Annotated in this window: 14 protein-coding genes; 5 read left to right on the top strand and 9 right to left on the bottom strand. The window is 62.7% G+C overall.

The annotated features are described in order from the left end of the window. Nucleotides 1-95: 95 nt before the first annotated feature. The 4 genes from mtrB to hpf all read left to right on the top strand — a co-directional run bounded on the left by mtrB (nucleotide 96) and on the right by hpf (nucleotide 5,532). Nucleotides 96-2,015, top strand: coding sequence for an MtrAB system histidine kinase MtrB (gene mtrB, locus ACX4ZE_RS06065; RefSeq protein ID WP_480272315.1), 1,920 nt, complete (start codon nucleotides 96-98; stop codon nucleotides 2,013-2,015). Further along, nucleotides 2,012-3,832 (top strand): MtrAB system accessory lipoprotein LpqB, encoded by a 1,821-nt coding sequence (lpqB, locus tag ACX4ZE_RS06060; RefSeq protein ID WP_480272314.1) that lies wholly within the window; start codon nucleotides 2,012-2,014, stop codon nucleotides 3,830-3,832. Before mtrB ends, lpqB begins: the two co-directional genes overlap by 4 nt. 139 nt (nucleotides 3,833-3,971) lie before the next feature. Then, nucleotides 3,972-4,616 carry a ComF family protein gene (locus ACX4ZE_RS06055; RefSeq protein ID WP_480272313.1) on the top strand — a complete coding sequence of 215 codons (645 nt, stop codon included), beginning with the start codon at nucleotides 3,972-3,974 and terminating at the stop codon, nucleotides 4,614-4,616. A gap of 247 nt (nucleotides 4,617-4,863) precedes the next feature. Continuing rightward, nucleotides 4,864-5,532 (top strand): ribosome hibernation-promoting factor, HPF/YfiA family, encoded by a 669-nt coding sequence (gene hpf / locus ACX4ZE_RS06050; RefSeq protein ID WP_480272530.1) that lies wholly within the window; start codon nucleotides 4,864-4,866, stop codon nucleotides 5,530-5,532. Nucleotides 5,533-5,614: 82 nt separating this feature from the next. Here the strand turns inward: hpf and ACX4ZE_RS06045 are convergent, their stop codons facing one another. The 9 genes from ACX4ZE_RS06045 to ACX4ZE_RS06005 form a co-directional block, all read right to left on the bottom strand. Then, on the bottom strand, nucleotides 5,615-5,809 hold the full coding sequence (locus ACX4ZE_RS06045) for a hypothetical protein (protein WP_480272312.1): 195 nt from the start codon (nucleotides 5,807-5,809) through the stop codon (nucleotides 5,615-5,617). Between the two features lie 150 nt (nucleotides 5,810-5,959). Continuing rightward, entirely contained in the window at nucleotides 5,960-6,595 is a 636-nt protein-coding gene (gene bluB, locus ACX4ZE_RS06040; RefSeq protein ID WP_480272311.1) for a 5,6-dimethylbenzimidazole synthase, read from the bottom strand. A gap of 78 nt (nucleotides 6,596-6,673) precedes the next feature. Next, nucleotides 6,674-7,933 carry a fatty acid desaturase family protein gene (locus ACX4ZE_RS06035; RefSeq protein WP_480272310.1) on the bottom strand — a complete coding sequence of 420 codons (1,260 nt, stop codon included), beginning with the start codon at nucleotides 7,931-7,933 and terminating at the stop codon, nucleotides 6,674-6,676. Between the two features lie 35 nt (nucleotides 7,934-7,968). After that, nucleotides 7,969-9,486, bottom strand: a complete 1,518-nt coding sequence (locus ACX4ZE_RS06030) for a fatty acid desaturase family protein (RefSeq protein WP_480272309.1) — start codon at nucleotides 9,484-9,486, stop codon at nucleotides 7,969-7,971. Between the two features lie 50 nt (nucleotides 9,487-9,536). Beyond that, entirely contained in the window at nucleotides 9,537-10,709 is a 1,173-nt protein-coding gene (locus ACX4ZE_RS06025) for a ferredoxin reductase (protein ID WP_480272308.1), read from the bottom strand. Between the two features lie 128 nt (nucleotides 10,710-10,837). After that, nucleotides 10,838-10,960, bottom strand: coding sequence for a hypothetical protein (locus ACX4ZE_RS06020; protein ID WP_480272307.1), 123 nt, complete (start codon nucleotides 10,958-10,960; stop codon nucleotides 10,838-10,840). Beyond that, nucleotides 10,960-12,210: a fatty acid desaturase family protein gene (locus ACX4ZE_RS06015; RefSeq protein WP_480272306.1), complete on the bottom strand. Its 1,251-nt coding sequence runs from the start codon at nucleotides 12,208-12,210 to the stop codon at nucleotides 10,960-10,962. The genes ACX4ZE_RS06020 and ACX4ZE_RS06015 overlap by 1 nt, the downstream gene beginning before the upstream one ends. A 273-nt stretch (nucleotides 12,211-12,483) precedes the next feature. Continuing rightward, nucleotides 12,484-13,017: a DUF6912 family protein gene (locus tag ACX4ZE_RS06010; protein WP_480272529.1), complete on the bottom strand. Its 534-nt coding sequence runs from the start codon at nucleotides 13,015-13,017 to the stop codon at nucleotides 12,484-12,486. Nucleotides 13,018-13,057: 40 nt separating this feature from the next. Next, a complete protein-coding gene (locus ACX4ZE_RS06005; protein ID WP_480272305.1) occupies nucleotides 13,058-14,479 on the bottom strand; it encodes a WS/DGAT/MGAT family O-acyltransferase in 1,422 nt (473 codons plus the stop codon). A gap of 443 nt (nucleotides 14,480-14,922) precedes the next feature. On the opposite strand from ACX4ZE_RS06005, the gene secA reads away from it, so the two are divergent. Beyond that, complete coding sequence (gene secA, locus ACX4ZE_RS06000) at nucleotides 14,923-17,784, top strand: preprotein translocase subunit SecA (protein WP_480272304.1); 2,862 nt, start codon at nucleotides 14,923-14,925, stop codon at nucleotides 17,782-17,784. Nucleotides 17,785-17,895 lie beyond the last annotated feature (111 nt).

Genomic DNA, 17,895 nt, shown 5'->3' with positions numbered 1-17,895 from the left:
GCGGTAGTTTGCGTGACCACAACGGCCCTCGTAGCGGCCGGAGATCAGGCACCGGTAGAGTGATCGCGCGTCTTCGTCGATCACTGACGTCGTCGGTGACCTGGTTCCAAGCGGTCGGCACTGCCTTGGGGCATCTCTGGCGCCGATCGCTGCAGTTACGCGTCATCGTGTCGACGCTGACTCTGTCACTGATCGTCATCATGTTTCTCGGTGTGGTGTTGATCGGTCAGATCACCGATCGGCTACTCGATGCCAAGATCAACGCGGCAGTCGAGGAGATGGACCAGGCCCGCAACACAGTGGAAGGCCAGCTTGTCGGCGTACACGACATCGGCACCCAACCGCAGCGGATGGAGGACGCTCGCAACGCGCTGTCCAATCGCGGCGCCACCGGTCAAGCTCTCGGCACCGCGGATAGTTTCGATGCGGCGTTGAGCGTGATCGGTGGCATGCCGCCCCAGCAGATCCCCATCGGTCCGATCCACGAGATACCCGAGCAACTCCGCCGGTTCGTTCAGCGCAATCAGGTCAGCTACCAGTTCGCCACGGTTGTCGACGCAGATGGCTACAGTGGCCGCGCACTGATCATCGGCAGCCCGAGCACTGAGATCCCGACCTTGGAGATCTATTTGATCTTCCCGTTGGCCAGTGAGGAGCGCAGCCTGTCGTTGATGCGCGGCACCATGCTGGTCGGCGGCATCGTGTTGCTGGTGCTGCTGGCCGCGATCACCGCACTGGTCACCAGACAGGTGGTCCTGCCGATCCGCTCCGCGGCGCGAATCGCAGGCCGGTTCGCTGATGGCAGGCTCAAGGAACGCATGCTGGTGCGTGGCGAGGACGATATGGCGCGGCTGGCGCAGGCCTTCAACGAGATGGCCGAGAGCTTGTCCAACCAGATCACTCAGCTGGAGGAATTCGGCAATCTGCAACGTCGGTTCACCTCTGATGTCAGTCATGAACTGCGCACCCCGCTCACCACGGTGCGCATGGCCGCCGATCTGATCCACAGCAGCAGTGACGACCTCGATCCCGCGTTGGCTCGTAGCGCTGAGCTGCTGGTCAACGAGCTGGACCGGTTCGAGAGTCTGCTCAACGACTTGCTGGAGATCAGCCGTCACGACGCAGGTGTCGCCGAGCTCCAGGTCGAATCCTTGGACGTGCGAATGTGCGCGCGGGCCGCGATCTCCACCGTGCGGCATCTGGCCAAGGACGCTGAGATAGAGATGATCATAGATCTGCCGGAGGAGCCCCTGGTCGCCGAGGTCGACCCGCGTCGGGTGGAAAGAGTGCTGCGCAATCTGCTCGCCAACGCGATCGATCACAGTGAGGGCAAGCCGGTGCTGATCCAGATGCGTGGCGACGCCGCCGCCAATGCGGTCGCCGTCGTCGTGCGCGATCAGGGTGTCGGCTTGAGACCCGGTGAGGAGAAACTGGTCTTCAATCGGTTCTGGCGCTCGGATCCGTCCAGGATGCGCCGCTCTGGAGGTACCGGCCTCGGCCTGTCGATCAGCGCGGAGGATACGAATCTGCACGAAGGCAAGCTCGATGCGTGGGGCGAGGTCGGGGTCGGCGCCAGCTTCCGTCTGACGCTACCGTTGGTCCGCGGTAAGAAACTCGGCCCGAGCCCATTGTCGCTGGAACCAGCCCGTAGGGCGATGCCCAAGGTTGAGCAGGAGCCGTCCGCTGACCGGGGTGCCGTAGCGGCGGTGGACGTTACGGAGCCCTCCGGCACGCGGCCGACTGCCCCGGAATCGGCCGCTGCCCCTATGGCGGAGGTGGATACGGCGGCCACGGAGCTCGATGTCGTCAGGGCAGACACCGCCGAGCCGAGTGCGGCCGAGGCAGCGCAGCACCATTCGGTAACATCACATGCCTCGCCGGATGATACGATCGGCCTTTCTGATGAAGCTCCGTCCGTAGATATGCCTGTATCTGGTTCGAATGGATCGCAGGTGTCCGATTCGGCGCAGGCCGATAGCGGTGGGGCACTCGAGTCCGGTGACAGACAACCATGAAAATAAGTGTCAGATCTGCGCGGGCGCAGCGACTGGCTGTGCTCGGTGCCGCAGCTATGGCGGTCCTGCTGGCGCTCACCGCGTGTGCCAGCTTGCCCGAGTCCTCAGCGCCGGAGGCACTGGGCACTATCGAGCCCGAACCCACTCCGGAGGGACCACCGCAGCCGCTGGAGAACCGCGATCCCGACCTCTTGGTGCGCGACTTCCTCCAGGCCACCGCGGATCCGGCCAACCGACATCTAGCTGCTCGCCAGTACATGACGCCCGCGGCCTCCGTCAAGTGGAACGACGCGGAGGGCATCGTGATCGTCGAGAAACCGGACACGCTGCGTGAATCGCGCTCCGGTGACAAAGCCACCTACCGGATCCGGGCACGCAAGGTCGGCGAACTGGCCGGGGACGGAGCGTATCGGCCCAGCGACGATCTCGTCATGATCGAGAACAAGATCGAATTGACCAAGGTCGACGGTGAATGGCGCATCGACGATCTACCCAACGGCGTTGTGATGGACTCCACCGCGTTTTTCAAGTCCTATCGGCGTTATGTGCTGTATTTTGTCGACCCGAGTGGAGACACCCTCGTCCCGGACCTGCGCTGGATGTCGGTGGCGAAGAGCGAATTGCCCAAGCGGTTGCTCGGTGCATTGATCAAGGGGCCGCAGCCCGTGCTCGCGTCTGTGTTGCGCAACGAGCTGGTTCCGGTATCGCTGCGTGACACCATTACCAAGATCAATGGCGATCCTAACGATGTCGGTATCGGACTCGGCGGTGTCAGAATCGATCTCGCCGGTGCGTCGATGCTGAGTCCGCACGATCGTGAATTGTTGGCTGCCCAGATAGTGCTCACGCTGTCCGGTGCCGATATTCTCGGGCCCTACATGCTGCTCGCCGATGGTAAGCCGTTGGACGAGCGGTTCGCTGCGAACGGGTGGACTGTCGGGGATGTGCAACGGTTCAATCCGGCCACATTCTTACGCAATAAGACCGGCCTGCACGCCCTGCGCGGCGGTGGGCTGGTGCAGGTCAGCGAGACCGGTGGCAGCATACCGACCCTGGGGTACTTCGGCGGGGTGAACAACCTGCAGTCCGCGGCGCTGTCGTTGGACGGAAGACTGGTCGCCGGGGTAGCCGAAACAGGAAGGGCGGCGCCGGAACCGTCGCACACCTTGATGGTCGGTACCTACGGTGGCAATGCCTTTCCGGTGGCCGAAGGTTTCACCATCACCCGTCCGTCATGGGCCGCTGACGGCCGTGCGGCGTGGGCGGTGATCGATGGTAGACGTGTCATCCGGGCGTTCACCAACCGGACCACCGGGACTGTTTCGGTACAGGACGTCGACATCTCGGAGTTGGCGTTGACTTCCTCGGCCACAGCACTCAGGTTACCGATTACCGAACTCCGGATCTCCCGTTCGGGGGTGCGGGCGGCGCTGATCGCCGATGGCAAGGTCTATGTCGCGGTCGTGGTGCCGAGACCGAACGGGGGGTTGGCGCTCACCTCCGCGCTTCCTGTGGTCATCGGCCTCAGCACGGCCGCGGTGTCGGTGGACTGGCTGGACGCCGATACGATCATTGTCGTGCGTGAGGGCACCGTCGATCCGGTGAGCACAGTATCGGTCGACGGCTCGGAGCCGACACCATTGACATCGCAGAACCTGACCGCGCCGGTGCGCATGGTGAGTGCGAGCCCGGAGCATCAGTACGTCGCCGACTCACGCGCCGTGCTCGAATTGGCCCCGGCCCCGGACTACGGGCAACCCTACTGGCGTGAGGTGCCCGGCCTCGGTGCGAACGCCGTTCCGGTGCTTCCCGGCTGAGTCCGCGGGTCGTCGGCGATGTGTACGGTGGCGAATCGATCGGATCTCACCGCTCGCTGGAAGGTGCACTATCGCCTGTGTTCGAGTGATCTGTCCGTGGTGGCCACGCGAACCTGTCAGCGGTGAGGTGCACACTCGGATGATGCGAACACTGCTCGATCTGGTGCTTCCCGTCGACTGTGCGGGCTGCGGACGTCCAGGCGTTGGTTGGTGTGCCTGTTGCGCTCCGGCGCTGGCCGGTCCGCCGGTGCGGATATGGCCGCGTGTCGATCCCGGCATCCCCTGCTGGGCACTCGCGTCCTACGCTGGACCTGCACGTCGTGCGGTGCTGGCGGCGAAAGAGCGAGGTCGACGGGATCTGGCGGAGCCGTTGGGAGCGGCGCTGGCCGGCGGACTCGCTGAGCTACGGTCGTCACACCTGCCACTTGTGCTGGTGCCTGCGCCGAGCAGAGCCGTTGCGGTGCGGCGCAGAGGTGGCGATCCAGTGCTGCGCTCGGCTCGCGTTGCGGCGCGGCTGCTGCCGGATAGCTCTGTATCGCCGGTCTTGCGGGTGCGAGGGGTACGCGACTCGGTAGGCCTGACATCTGCTGAGCGGGTTCGTAATCTGGGCGGGCGAGTGACCATCGCACCTGGCTGTGCCGATGTCGGAGAGGTACGGGCAGATGCCGAGGTCGTGGTGGTCGACGACGTGCTGACCACTGGCGCGACGGCTCGAGAGTCGGTGCGCGCGCTATACCGATCCGGGTTGCGGACACGTGGCGTTCTAGTTGCTTGTGCTGCTTGACTCCAGGAAATTTGCGTGAAGACTGGCGGTCGGACCATCGGCGTACTAGCGTCGCGGACACACACCTGAACCGGGAGTTTGGAGGTGGCGCCTCGGACAACGTATGCCGAGCGCATTGTCGTTCGGCACAGCTCAATCCCGCCGCATGGGAATCGGTTCGTGCGGCCAGATCCGGGAGGTATGCGTGACGAATTCCTCACGTCCTTCAGCGAAAGATTCCGCTACTTCGGTACTGGATACCAGTGCCGTGGAAACGTCAGAGCAACCTGTTGCGGAACGACCACGGGTGCCGCGCGCCGATATCGTGGTCAAGGGCCGCAATGTCGAAGTGCCTGATCATTTCCGAATCTACGTCGCGGAGAAAATCTCCCGCTTGGAACACTTCGATCCGTCGATCTTCCTCTTCGACGTGGAGTTGTTCCACGAACGCAATCGTCGTCAGCGTAAGAGCTGTCAGCGTGTCGAAATCACCGCGCGTGGAAAAGGTCCCATCGTGCGGGCCGAGGCCCGCGCGGACAGCTTCTACGCCGCATTCGAATCGGTGACCGCGAAGCTGGAGAGTCGATTGCGCCGCACCAAGGATAGGCGCAGGGTGCATTACGGGGAGAAGACGCCGGTGTCCGTCGCACAAGCCACGGCTGCTCTGGTGGATGATTCCCTGTTCGAACGCCCTGCCGCGCCGATGTCCGAGCAGGGTGCTCCGGACGAATCGCAAGACCTGGATCATGCCGCAGGCCCAGGTCATATCGTGCGCACGAAGGTGCACTCGGCGACTCCGATGACTGTCGACGACGCCCTCTATCAGATGGAACTCGTCGGCCATGATTTCTTCCTGTTCCAGGACAAGGAGACCGAGCGGCCCTCGGTAGTCTATCGGCGCCATGCCTTCGACTACGGGCTCATTCACCTCGCCTGACGACAGGATTCCCGCCCCTTCCTGGCACTCGGCATGTCGGCTGAGTGTCAGGAAGACTGTGGGGAAGTTGCTGTGAAAGGGGCTATCGGTGGCGGCGCATGGGCTCATGGCTCGGTCGTAGCGTCTGTCGCCGTTGGTGCGCTTCACGGGCGATGATCCGTAGGCAGGTCTGGTGCTTGGTTTCGCCGGGGATGCCCTCTCTGCGTAGGCGTAACGCCGCCTGTGCCAGATCGATGCCCAGCTCGCTGGACAATCGAACAGCATCGACATCGGCCATGGCACATACCTCCTGAAGAACGAGCAAACCGCAATTCGAAGCGGTTTGGTTCTTGTCGTACCCAGTCGATACCTGGTTGAACCATGAACAATATGTTCCGCTTCGTGCCCAGCACACCACCAGCTTTTGGTAGTGATACCGGTGTGAGCGTCATCCGCGATAGGTTTCGCGGTGGATCGCTTCCGCCAGCGGTCTTCCTGCACGCCAGCCGAAGCGCTCGAGATCGGGGAGGTGCTGGAATTCGTGGACCGGGCCGACACAGAGCCAGGCGACCGTGCGGATGCCCTCGGGGAGGCCGATCAACTCGGCCAAGTATTCGGGGTCGTAGAACGAGACCCAGCCCACGCCGATGTGCTCGGCCGTAGCTGCCAGCCATAGATTCTGAATCGCGAGAACTGCTGAATAGATACCTGTTTCGGGCACGGTAGCCCGGCCGAGTACGTGCGGTCCGCCGCGGCTGTGATTATAGCAGACCACGATGCCGGTGCCGCTCTCGAGAATTCCCTCGATTTTGATCGGCTCGAACGTCGCGGCGCGATCAGGCGGCAGCGCATCCAGGAACGCGCCGCGCTTGTGCGTAACGTGGTCGGCGAAAGTACGCAACGTTGTCAGCTCACGAACGATCACGAAGTCCCACGGTTGCGAGTTCCCGACGCTCGGCGCTTGGTGTGCGGCCTCCAGTATCCGCCACAGCGTGGCATCGTCTATGATCTCGCCGGTAAACTCCGCGCGCACGTCACGACGCCGTCGGATGGCCTCATAGACGCTCAGAACTTCAGCATGCACCGCCTGAGTCAAGCACAGAACCGCCGCCGCGCCGCATCCATATCCATTCAGAGGGATGCGGCGCTCAGCCGACGAAGTTCAGCGCACGGTGGTGGCGGCACCCCGCCGCGCGAACCGCCGCCGCCCTTTGGTAAGCGCGGTACGTAGACCACGGCGTTTGCCGGTCGCCGGATCGATGGTGGGGTTGGTGCTGCCGCCGAATTTGCGTTCCGAGGCGGTCTCCGGCGCGTCGTCGGTGGTGGCGCTCAAGTATTTGTTCGGCAGCGACAGTTTGAGTATGGTCCGCCATGCCTTGAAGTACTGCACCGGGAGTGAGCCGGTGGTGTAGGGAAGATCGTATTTATCGGCCAGCTCGCGCACTCGTACAGCGATCTCGGCATACCGGTTGCTCGGCAGATCCGGGAACAGGTGGTGCTCGATCTGATGGCTCAGGTTGCCGGACATGAAGTGTATGAGCGGTCCGCCGGAGATATTGGCGCTGCCCAGCATCTGGCGCAGGTACCACTGGCTTCGCGTTTCATTGTCGATATCGGATTTGGTGAACTTCTCCGCGCCGTCGGGGAAGTGGCCGCAGAAGATGACCGCATTCGACCACACATTGCGGATCGCATTGGCTACCAGGTTGGCGGTCAGGGTCTTCTTGAACGCCGGACCGGTGAGCGCGGGGTAGATCACGTAATCCTTGAGGACTTGCTTGCGTATCTTGGCGAGCGCCTCGCCACGCTTGCGCTCGAAATCGGCGCGTTCGGGACTGCCCGGCTTGTATCTGCCTGCCGCTAATTTACCCAGTTCCAGATGCTGGATTGCCACGCCGTATTCGAAGAGCAGCTGCAGTAGCAGGTTGTAGACCGGATTGCCCAGGTTGAATGGCTTCCAGCGCTGGTCGCGGGTCACTCGCAGCAGGCCATAGCCGATGTCGTCGTCCATGCCGAGCACATTGGTGTACTTGTGGTGCAGGTAGTTGTGCGTGTGTTTCCAGTGTTTGGCCGGGTCGGTATTGTCCCATTCCCAGGCGCTCGAGTGGATCTCCGGATCGTTCATCCAGTCCCACTGCCCGTGCATGACGTTGTGCCCGATCTCCATGTTCTCGATGATCTTGGAAATACCGAGCAGGGCTGCGCCTGTCAGCCAGGCAGCACGCACAGGGCTTGCGAAGAGCACTGCCCGACCACTGATCTCGAGGACGCGTTGTAGCCGTATGACATTGCGGATGTACCTCGCGTCGCGCTCGCCGCGCGAGGCCTCGATTTCTCGTCGTATCGCGTCGAACTCCGCGCCGAGTGCCGCCACATCGGCCTCCGTGAGATGCGCGTATTCTTTGACATCCGAGATCGCCATGTTGGTTACCTTATCGTAGGTTACGCGACCGTAGGTTAAGAACTCGAGTGTAGGTATGTGTTGATCGCCTTATTGTTAACCTGGTGTTGACTCGGTACGATACGCCGACGTTGACGGAAGTGGAATGCCTTGTTTTTCCCAGCTTTCTTACGCAGTACGGCTCGTTCCTGTCTAGCCTTTTCCTGAAGCGCCAGCTTGGCCGTGCGTAGCATCCGCCGCTCATGCGCGGCCTTCTCCTTCAGTGCCGCCTTTGCCTCGCGCAGCGCCTCTTTCTCTTGTCGCGCCTTCTCTTGGAGCGCGACTTTGGCTTCGTGCAGTGCCCAACGCAGCCCACGCCGTTTGCCGGTCTCCGGATCGATGCGCAGCCAGTGCTTGGACTCCATGCCAGGAAGTGTCACGCCACTCAGTGACGGCAGTGTGATGCCTGCGAACTTGTGTTCAGAGGAGGTCTCCGGGGCGTCATCGGCGGTTGCGGTCAGGAAGCGGTCCGGAAGTGCCAGCTTGTGAATGGTGCGGAAGGCGAGCAGATACTGCTTCCCAAGGGGGCCGGTAGTGTAAGGCAAGTCGTATTTGTCGCACAAGGCGCGCACCTGTGCTGCGATCTCCGGGTATCGGTTGCTCGGCAGATCGGGGAACAGGTGATGTTCTATCTGGTAGCAGAGATTGCCGCTCATGAATGCCATAGCGGGCCCAGCCTCGAAGTTGGCGCTGCCGAGCATCTGGCGTAAGTACCACTCGCCAGGAGTCTCGTTCTCCAGCTGCTCGATAGTGAACTTCTCCGCGCCGTCGGGAAAATGACCACAGAAGATCACCGCGTACGCCCACACGTTGCGCACCAGATTGGCCGCCGCGTTTGCCTTCAGTGTTTGCTGGAACGCTGGTCCGGTGAGTGCGGGATGGATCAGGTAGTCCTTCACCACCTGGCGGTAGATCTTGCGCACGAACTCCTTGTTCGGCCTCGAGTCGAGCTGCCAGGGTGGTGTCTCGGACAACTGTTTGTCGATGCCCCAGTCATGCAGTGCGATACCCCACTCGAAAGTAGCGGCCAGCAGCAGGTTCGCCAACGGCTGTAGTAGATGGATCGGTCGCCACTGCTCGTCCCGGGTCATTCGCAGGATACCGAAGCCGAGGTCTTCGTCTTTGCCCAGCACATTGGTGTAGGTGTGATGGGAGTAGTTATGCGCGCGGCGCCATTGTGACGAGGAACCCGTCATATCCCATTCCCAGGAGCTGGAGTGGATCTCCGGATCGTTCATCCAGTCCCACTGCCCGTGGCTGATGTTGTGTCCGAGCTCCATATTCTCGATGATCTTGGCGACCGATAGCAATGCGGTACCGGTCAGCCAGGCCCACCGTTTTCGACTGCCGAGCAGCACCGTGCGGGCCACTACTTCGAGACCGCGTTGTGCAGCGATGGTACGTCGAATGTACTTCGCGTCACGTTCACCACGGGACAATTCCACCGATCGCCGGATGGAATCGAGCTCTTGTCCCAGTGTTTCGATGTCGGTCGCCGTCAGGTGGGCAAACGTCTTGATATCGGTGATGGCCACCGGGATCCTTTCCTGCTCGATCTCGATCCGGATCGAGGGTACCTGGCGGACTAGACGTCCAGCGTGCAGTCACCCGCTGCCGCTGAGATACAGGTCTGCACTTTGTCCCCCTCGCGATGTTCGCCGCCATTGCGCAGATCTCGCACCCTACCGGAATTCACAGCGACCACACAGGTTTGGCAGATGCCCATCCGGCAGCCGAACGGCATCTGCACGCCGACGGACTCGCCTGCCTCCAGTAGGCTGGTCGCACCATCCACTGTGGTGGTACGTCCCGTCCTGCCGAAGGTAACCGTACCGCCTTCGCCGACCGCGGAACGCTCGATCTCGAAACGCTCGACATGCAGTTGGTTCGTCAGGTCTGCCGTACGCCAGTGGCTCTCGACCTCATCGAGCAGCGTGGCGGGACCGCAGGCCCAGGTGTGCCGCATGCGCCAGTCGGGTATTTCGGTGTCGAGATCGGTGAGGGCGAACTTGCCGCGCTCTGCGGTGAGGTGCAGCCGCGTGTGGAAATTCGGATGGCGATCGCGCAGTGCGTGCAGCTCTGTGCTGAACATCACGTCATCGGCCGTCCGTGCCGAGTGCAGGTGTACCACATCGGTGAACAGGCCACGGCGATCCATCGCGCGCAGCATGGACATCACCGGGGTAATGCCGCTGCCCGCGGTAAGGAACAGCACTTTCTCCGGCAGCGGGTTCGGCAGCACGAATCCGCCCTGCGGTGCGGCGAGGCGGATGATAGTGCCGACCGGGATCCCGCTGACCAGATGGCTGGACAGGAAACCTTCCGGCATGGCTTTTACCGCGATGGAGATCAGCCGCTTGCCACCGTGTTCCGGCGTGGACCAGTTCGGCGGACAGGTCAGCGAATACGAGCGCCAGTGCCAGCGGCCGTCGACCAGGATGCCGATGCCGATGTACTGTCCGGGCTGGTATCCGAAGTCGAAGCCCCAGCCCGGTTGGATCACGAGCGTCGCGGAGTCGGCGGTCTCTTTGCGCACCTCCACAATGCGCCCGCGCAGTTCGCGCGCCGACCACAGTGGGTTGGCCAGGTGTAGGTAGTCATCGGGCAACAATGGTGTGGTCACCCATGCCACCGCGTCGCGCAGCAGCTTCAGCGTACTTCCGCGTTCGGTGGCATTCGTCTCGGCGATATTCGCGCCGTGCGCGGCCAGCCGCGCACGGACGCTCTGCCTGGAGAAGCCCCGCATTTTCGAACTCATCGCTGCCGTCGGTCTCCCTGTTCGTCGGATGCGTGGGCAGCTGTCTCACCGAGCGGACGCTGCCTGAGCAGCTAGGTTACGGTATCGTAGGTTTCGGCGTTCGCCGAGCCTCCGCACAGCATAGCGATTCAGAGCAGTTCGAGCAGAAACGGCAGCTCTTGGGCCGCATAACCGGCTAGTTTGGTGGAGTGGTCGTCGTCGACGGCATATGCCTCGTGCCCCGCTGTGGCGAACACGCCGATATCGGCCATTACATCGCGGCCGCGGTGCGCCGCGCGAACCGCCGCCTCTTGGTAAGCGCGGTACGTAGACCACGGCGTTTGCCGGTCGCCGGATCAATGGTGGGGCTGGTGCTGCCGCCGAATTTGCGTTCCGAGGCGGTCTCCGGCGCGTCGTCGGTGGTGGCGCTCAAGTATTTGTTCGGCAGCGACAGCTTGAAGATGGTCCGCCATGCTTTGAAGTACTGCACCGGGAGTGAGCCGGTGGTGTAGGGAAGATCGTATTTATCGGCCAGCTCGCGCACTCGTACAGCGATCTCGGCATACCGGTTGCTCGGCAGATCCGGGAACAGGTGGTGCTCGATATGATGGCTCAGGTTGCCGGTCATGAAGTGTATGAGCGGTCCGCCGGAGATATTGGCGCTGCCCAGCATCTGGCGCAGGTACCACTGGCCCCGCGTCTCGCCGTCGAGATCGGCCTCGGTGAACTTCTCCGCGCCGTCGGGGAAGTGGCCACAGAAGATCACTGCGTTCGCCCACAAACTGCGCACCATGTTGGCGGCGAAGTTGGCGGTCAGTGTGGAGAAGAACGCTGGACCGGTAAGCGCGGGGAAGAACACGTAGTCCTTGAGAATCTGTTTACGCGCCTTGGCGAGCACCTCGCTACCTCTGCGCTTGAACTCGGCGTGTTCGGGCGTGCCCCGCGGGTATTCGCCCTCCATCACTTTGTCCAGTTCCAGGTGCAGGACCGCTATGCCGCATTCGAAGAGCACTTGCAGCAGCAGGTTGTAGACCGGGTTGCCCAGGTGGGACGGCTTCCAGGGCTGATCGCGCGTCACCCGAAGCATGCCGAAGCCGATGTCGTTGTCTATGCCGAGCACATTGGTGTACGTGTGGTGCAGGTAGTTGTGCGCACGCTTCCAGTGTTCGGCCGGGCTGGAGGTGTCCCATTCCCATGAGCTGGAGTGGATTTCCGGATCGTTCATCCAGTCCCACTGCCCGTGTATGACGTTGTGCCCGATCTCCATGTTCTCGATGATCTTGGCAGTGCCGAGCAGTGCCACGCCTGTCAGCCAGGCAGCGCGCACGGGGCTCGCGAAGAGCACTGCTCGACCGCTGACCTCGAGGGTCCGCTGTAGCCGTATGACATTGCGGATGTACCTCGCGTCGCGCTCGCCGCGCGAGGCCTCGATTTCGCGTCGTATCGCGTCGAATTCCGCGCCGAGTGCCGCCACATCGGCCTCGGTGAGATGCGCGTATTTCTTGATATCCGAGATAGCCACATAAACCACTCTATGTTGGGTTGCAAAACCGCAGGTGGGATCTCGTGATAGAGATATATTTGTTAACCCTTTTATCGGCGGAGATATGTTTTTAACTTATCGGCGGAGATATGTTTTTAACACTATTACTATCTCGGTGTCGAAATGGCCGAGTTCGCCCCTCGGCGGAGCCGGCGAAACGATGTGTTCCGTCCGGCTTTTGTGCGCAACGCCGGGGCTGCTGCGTTCGTCGAGTCGTCGAACAGTGCTTCTCGTCGAACAGTGCTTCACGACTCAGAGCAGTTCGAGCAGAAACGGCAGCTCTTGGGCCGCGTACCAGGCCAGTTGGTGGTCTTCGGCGTCGCCGAGCACGAACTCGGCGTCGAGGTCGCCTAGGTCGGCGGCGTCGACCACATCGACGGCCTTGGCGACCTGCGGTTCGGCATCGGCCAGGTCGACGTGCACCGAGGCGATCTGCTGGTAGCTGATAGAGCCCGCCAGCCGGACCACTGCGTCATCGAGGTCGGGTCGCAGTTTCGCGCCGGTCACATCGGCGGCGATTACCGCACGGCGATAGATCGGGCCGCCGCTGGTGCCGAGTGCGGCCTCGTCGGGATTCCCCGGTTCGAGGTCTGCTTCGGGTCCGCTCATCGTCTCCCGCTCGGCGGCGAGCAGTCGTAGCGACGCGCGGGCGGCCTCGCTCATGGCTACCTCGCCGAGTTCCTCGTCGTCCCCGACGGCATAGGCTTCGCGTAGCGCGGGCGTCACCGCGAACGCGGTTCCGCCGATAGCGGCCAGTTCCCGGCGGGCGATCAGCTCACGCAGCATCGCCACTGTCGCCGGAATGTAGACCCGCAGCTTCTTCTGATCAGACGCAGGCACCGAGCATCTCCTCCATGGAATCGCGTACCGCCGCGGCGAGCACACCGATATCGGCCATCGCGTCGCGATCGGCGTTGAGCCCGTAGAAGACACGCCCGTCATAGGACGTGATCCCGATGCTCGACGCCTGATTGCGTAGCAGTGGCGACACCGGGTACATCTCCAGCATCCGCGCACCGCCGATGTACATCGGCGTTTGCGGACCCGGTGCGTTGGTGATCACCAAGTTGAATGTGTGCTCTGCGAAGGTACTCGCTGCGCGCACGCTCATCGCATGCAGGCTCGCCGGAGCGAATCCGGCCAAGTGCACGAGAGTGCGGGCGCGAACGCCACGCCACTGGCGGCCATGGAACTCGGTGGCATGCGCGATGTGCGACAGACGGATCACCGGATTCGGCTCGCCGACCGGAAGATCGATCAGAAACGACGACACCTCGCTCCCCGACCGGGCATGGTTGCCGTTGGCTCCTTCGACGTACACCGACATCGGCACCACCGCCCGGAGCGTCGCCGATTCGGTGAGTGCCTCACCGCGCGACAACAACCAGCTGCGCAGCGCACCGGTGACCACAGCGAGAATCGCGTCGTTGATCGAATAGCCGAAGCGCTTGCGGATCGTGCGATAGTCCTCCAGTTCGGTGCGCACCACGGTGAAGCGTCGGTTCCGGGAGGTCTGGGTGTTCAGTGGGGAGTGCGGCGCTCCGGTCACCATGGCGAGCGCCGCCGAGACCGCCGATTCCACGGCCTTGCTCGCCGTCTCCAGCACCGCGAACGCGTCCGCGCTCGCGTCGCGGGCCACCTCCAGCGCCCTGCGTGGTTGTGTCGCGATGTGGGCCAGCGCGCCGACCAACAGCTCGATGTCGCCGGGTTCACGCGGCGCGATCCAGGAGTCGGTGGCCAGCTCGCGCGGTGCGGGCCCCGAGTCGAGGATCACATGACCGATCTCCAATGCGGCATCCCCGTCCACCAGGGCCGAATGCGACTTGGTGAAAATCGCGCAGCGGCCATCGGAGAGCCTTTCGATCAGATACATCTCCCACAGCGGCCGGGTCGGATCCAACGGGTGGGAGGCGAGTCGGGCGATAAGCTCGTGTAGTTGCTCCTCGGTGCCGGGTCCGGGCAGCGCCGAACGCCGGATGTGGTAGGTGATATCGAATCGGCTGTCCTCGACCCAGACCGGACGCCCCAGCGACAGCGGGATCTCACGCACTTTGCGGCGATATCGCGGCACCAGCGCAAGCCGGCTCTCCACCAGATCGACCAACCGGTCGTAATCCAGTATCGACACACCGGTGCTGTCGCCGGGGTCGGTATTCCGGACGATCGCCAAGGAGCCTATGTGGATCGGATTACTGCTCGGCTCGAGTCGGTAGAACGCCGTGTCCTGTGGCGTCAATCTCGTGATCACGCTGCCCGGTACTCCTTTTCCCGATGCTGTCCCCCGTTATTGTGATGCCGCAACAACTGTTACCGAGGCAGCTGTGGTATGTCTGGCGATTCGGTGCATTTGCCCTCTTGTGGGCCTGTGCCGAGAATGTGTACGGCACACCACTCTCCATGATGAGCGCGGTACATCAATTCGATCACAGTGCGAACTGGTGTGCACGGTCGGTACGTGCGATCGCTGGTCGTGTCGAGCAGAGCCCACGCGGTTATCGCATGGGCTCTGCGCCCGGCCGCAGGCCAGGAGGCCGCGCCGACATACCGGAGTGGGTTGCCGCGCATCGGCGCATACCATGGGTGCCGCATTACTATGAAGCGTGCATTGGAGTCCGCGCGATCGTGTGGACTCCACCGGCCAGGGGGCCGACGACACGATTTGCCACACCGACCAGAGGACTGACGAAACCCGTGCCTGCGCTGACACTGACGAGGTTGCTTCGGATTGGTGAGGGTCGCATGGTCAAGCGGCTCTCGCATTTCGCCGATCAGGTCCTCGCCCTGGAGCCGGAATACGCGGACCTCGCCGACACCGAGCTGCGGGCCAAGACCGATGAGTTCCGCGAGCGTTACGCCGAGATGGTCGAAGCAGGCGAGAGCGACCCGCTCGGCCAGTTGATGGCAGAGGCGTTCGCGGTCGCACGCGAGGCGTCGTGGCGGGTGCTCAGCCAGAAGCACTATAAGGTGCAGGTGATGGGCGGCGCCGCGTTGCACACTGGCAACATTGCCGAGATGAAGACAGGGGAGGGCAAGACCCTCACCTGTGTGCTGCCCGCTTATCTGAACGCGATCAGCGGCGAGGGTGTGCACGTCGTGACGGTGAACGATTATTTGGCCAAACGCGATGCCGAGTGGATGGGCCGAGTGCATCGTTTCCTCGGTCTAGAGGTCGGCGTCATCCTGTCGGGCATGAGCCCCACGCAGCGGCGGGCGGCCTACCACGCCGACATCACCTATGGCACGAACAACGAGTTCGGTTTCGATTACCTGCGCGACAATATGACTCACTCGCTGGACGACCTGGTGCAGCGTGGACACAACTTCGCCGTCGTCGACGAGGTCGACTCGATTCTGATCGATGAGGCGCGTACTCCGTTGATCATCTCCGGTCCGGCCGATGCCTCCTCGAAGTGGTACGCCGAGTTCGCGCGCATCGCGCCACTGCTGAAGAAGGACGTGCACTACGAGGTCGACATCAAGAAGCGCACCATCGGAGTGCACGAGGCGGGCGTCGAGTTCGTCGAGGACCAGCTCGGTATCGACAACTTGTACGAGTCCGCCAACTCGCCGCTGGTAAGTTATCTGAATAACGCCGTCAAGGCCAAAGAGCTGTATACCCGCGACAAGGACTACATCGTCCGAGACGGCGAGGTGATCATCGTTGACGAGTTCACCGGTCGCATCCTGGTCGGACGCCGCTACAACGAGGGGATGCACCAGGCTATCGAGGCCAAGGAGAGGGTGGAGATCCAGCCGGAGAACCAGACCCTGGCCACGATCACGCTGCAGAATTACTTCCGCCTCTACGACAAGCTCTCCGGAATGACCGGCACCGCCGAGACCGAGGCCGCTGAGCTGCATCAGATCTATAGCCTCGGCGTGGTCCCCATTCCGACCAACAAGCCGATGATCCGCACCGACCAGTCCGACCTCATCTACAAGTCCGAAGAGGCCAAGTTCGCCGCTGTGGTCGATGACGTCACCGAACGGCATGAAAAGGGCCAACCGGTGCTGATCGGCACCACCAGCGTCGAGCGCTCGGAGTATCTGTCCAAACAGTTCACCAAGCGCAGCATCCCGCACAATGTGCTGAACGCGAAGTTTCATGAGCAGGAAGCCCAGATCATCGCGGAGGCAGGACGGCCGGGTGCGGTAACAGTCGCGACCAACATGGCCGGTCGTGGCACCGACGTCGTACTCGGTGGCAATCCGGACATCATCGCCGACATCCTGTTGCGCAAGCAGGGGCTCGATCCGGTCGAAACTCCGGAGGAGTACGAACACGCCTGGCTGTCCACCCTGGACCAGGTCAAGGCCCAGACCGCAGAGGACGCCGAGGCTGTGCGCGAGGCGGGTGGTCTCTATGTGCTCGGTACCGAGCGGCACGAATCCCGTCGAATCGACAATCAGCTGCGCGGCCGTTCCGGCAGGCAAGGCGATCCTGGTGAGTCCCGCTTCTACCTGTCATTGGGCGACGAGCTGATGCGTCGGTTCAACGGTGCCGCCCTGGAATCGATCATGACACGTCTGAATCTGCCCGACGATGTGCCGATTGAGGCGAAGATGGTGTCCAAGGCCATCAAGAGCGCGCAGACGCAGGTCGAGCAGCAGAACTTCGAGATCCGCAAGAACGTGCTGAAGTACGACGAGGTGATGAACCAACAGCGCACCGTCATCTACGGCGAGCGCAACCGGATCCTGCGTGGCGAGGACATGGAGGGGCAGGTCCAAGTCATGATCTCCGATGTGATCACCGCCTACGTGGACGGCGCTACCGCCGAGGGCTACGTAGAGGATTGGGATCTGGACAAACTGTGGGCGGCGCTGAAGACGCTGTACCCGGTGAGTCTGGACTACAAGGAATTGGCCGGGGAGAACGAGCTCGGCGAGGTGGGTGAACTCAGCCGTGAGGAGCTGCTGGAGGCGATCTTGGAAGATGGGCACAATGCCTACGATCGCCGTGGGGACGAGATCGACGAACTCGCAGGCGAGGGCAGCATGCGCAATCTGGAGCGCCAGGTGCTGCTTTCCGTGCTCGACCGCAAGTGGCGTGAGCATCTCTACGAGATGGACTATCTCAAAGAAGGCATCGGCTTGCGCGCGATGGCTCAGCGCGATCCGCTGGTGGAATACCAGCGTGAAGGCTTCGATATGTTCACTGCGATGCTCGATGGCCTGAAAGAGGAGTCGGTCGGATTCCTGTTCAATCTTCAGGTCGAGGTGCAGCAGCCGCAGCCGGAAGGCGTTTCGGTGGATCCGGGCCTGCGCTCTCCGGTCGGCGCGGTGGTGGCCGCGCCCTCAGAGCCCACCGAAGAAGCTCCCGGTGCCAACGGTCATGTCCCGGCGGCCTTACGTGCTAAGGGCATCGACGATGTCGGCACACGCGGACTCAGCTATTCGGGTCCGGATGAAGGAGGCCGCGCCGCGGTGCGCAGTGACGCCCAGGAATACGGCACTGACCGGGGGCCCCAGCCCACCCGCCGCGAGCGGCGTGAGGCAGCCCGCGCAGAGGCGAAGGCCAAACGCGGACCGAAGTCCCGCCGCCGCCACTGAGGCGCCGACCTGTGCGGCGTTTGGGAAACTTCGAACGCTGCACAGGTGGATTCGGTATTTCGATGTCTGGGGCCGTATATCCGGATCGCTGTCCTGTCACCGGCCTCGCCG

The sequence above is a fragment of the Nocardia sp. TBRC8007 genome (assembly GCF_056629435.1).
The sequence above is the reverse complement of the archived record's forward strand: the minus strand, read 5'-3'. Positions and strand labels throughout refer to the sequence as shown.

Coding starts and splice junctions, on each gene's coding strand:
- lpqB (WP_480272314.1), top strand. CDS start 2,012: ATGAAAATAAGTGTCAGATCTGCGCGGGCGCAGCGACTGGCTGTGCTC.
- ACX4ZE_RS06055 (WP_480272313.1), top strand. CDS start 3,972: ATGATGCGAACACTGCTCGATCTGGTGCTTCCCGTCGACTGTGCGGGC.
- ACX4ZE_RS06045 (WP_480272312.1), bottom strand. CDS start 5,809: ATGGCCGATGTCGATGCTGTTCGATTGTCCAGCGAGCTGGGCATCGAT.
- ACX4ZE_RS06035 (WP_480272310.1), bottom strand. CDS start 7,933: ATGGCGATCTCGGATGTCAAAGAATACGCGCATCTCACGGAGGCCGAT.
- ACX4ZE_RS06025 (WP_480272308.1), bottom strand. CDS start 10,709: ATGAGTTCGAAAATGCGGGGCTTCTCCAGGCAGAGCGTCCGTGCGCGG.
- ACX4ZE_RS06020 (WP_480272307.1), bottom strand. CDS start 10,960: ATGGCCGATATCGGCGTGTTCGCCACAGCGGGGCACGAGGCATATGCC.
- ACX4ZE_RS06010 (WP_480272529.1), bottom strand. CDS start 13,017: ATGCTGCGTGAGCTGATCGCCCGCCGGGAACTGGCCGCTATCGGCGGA.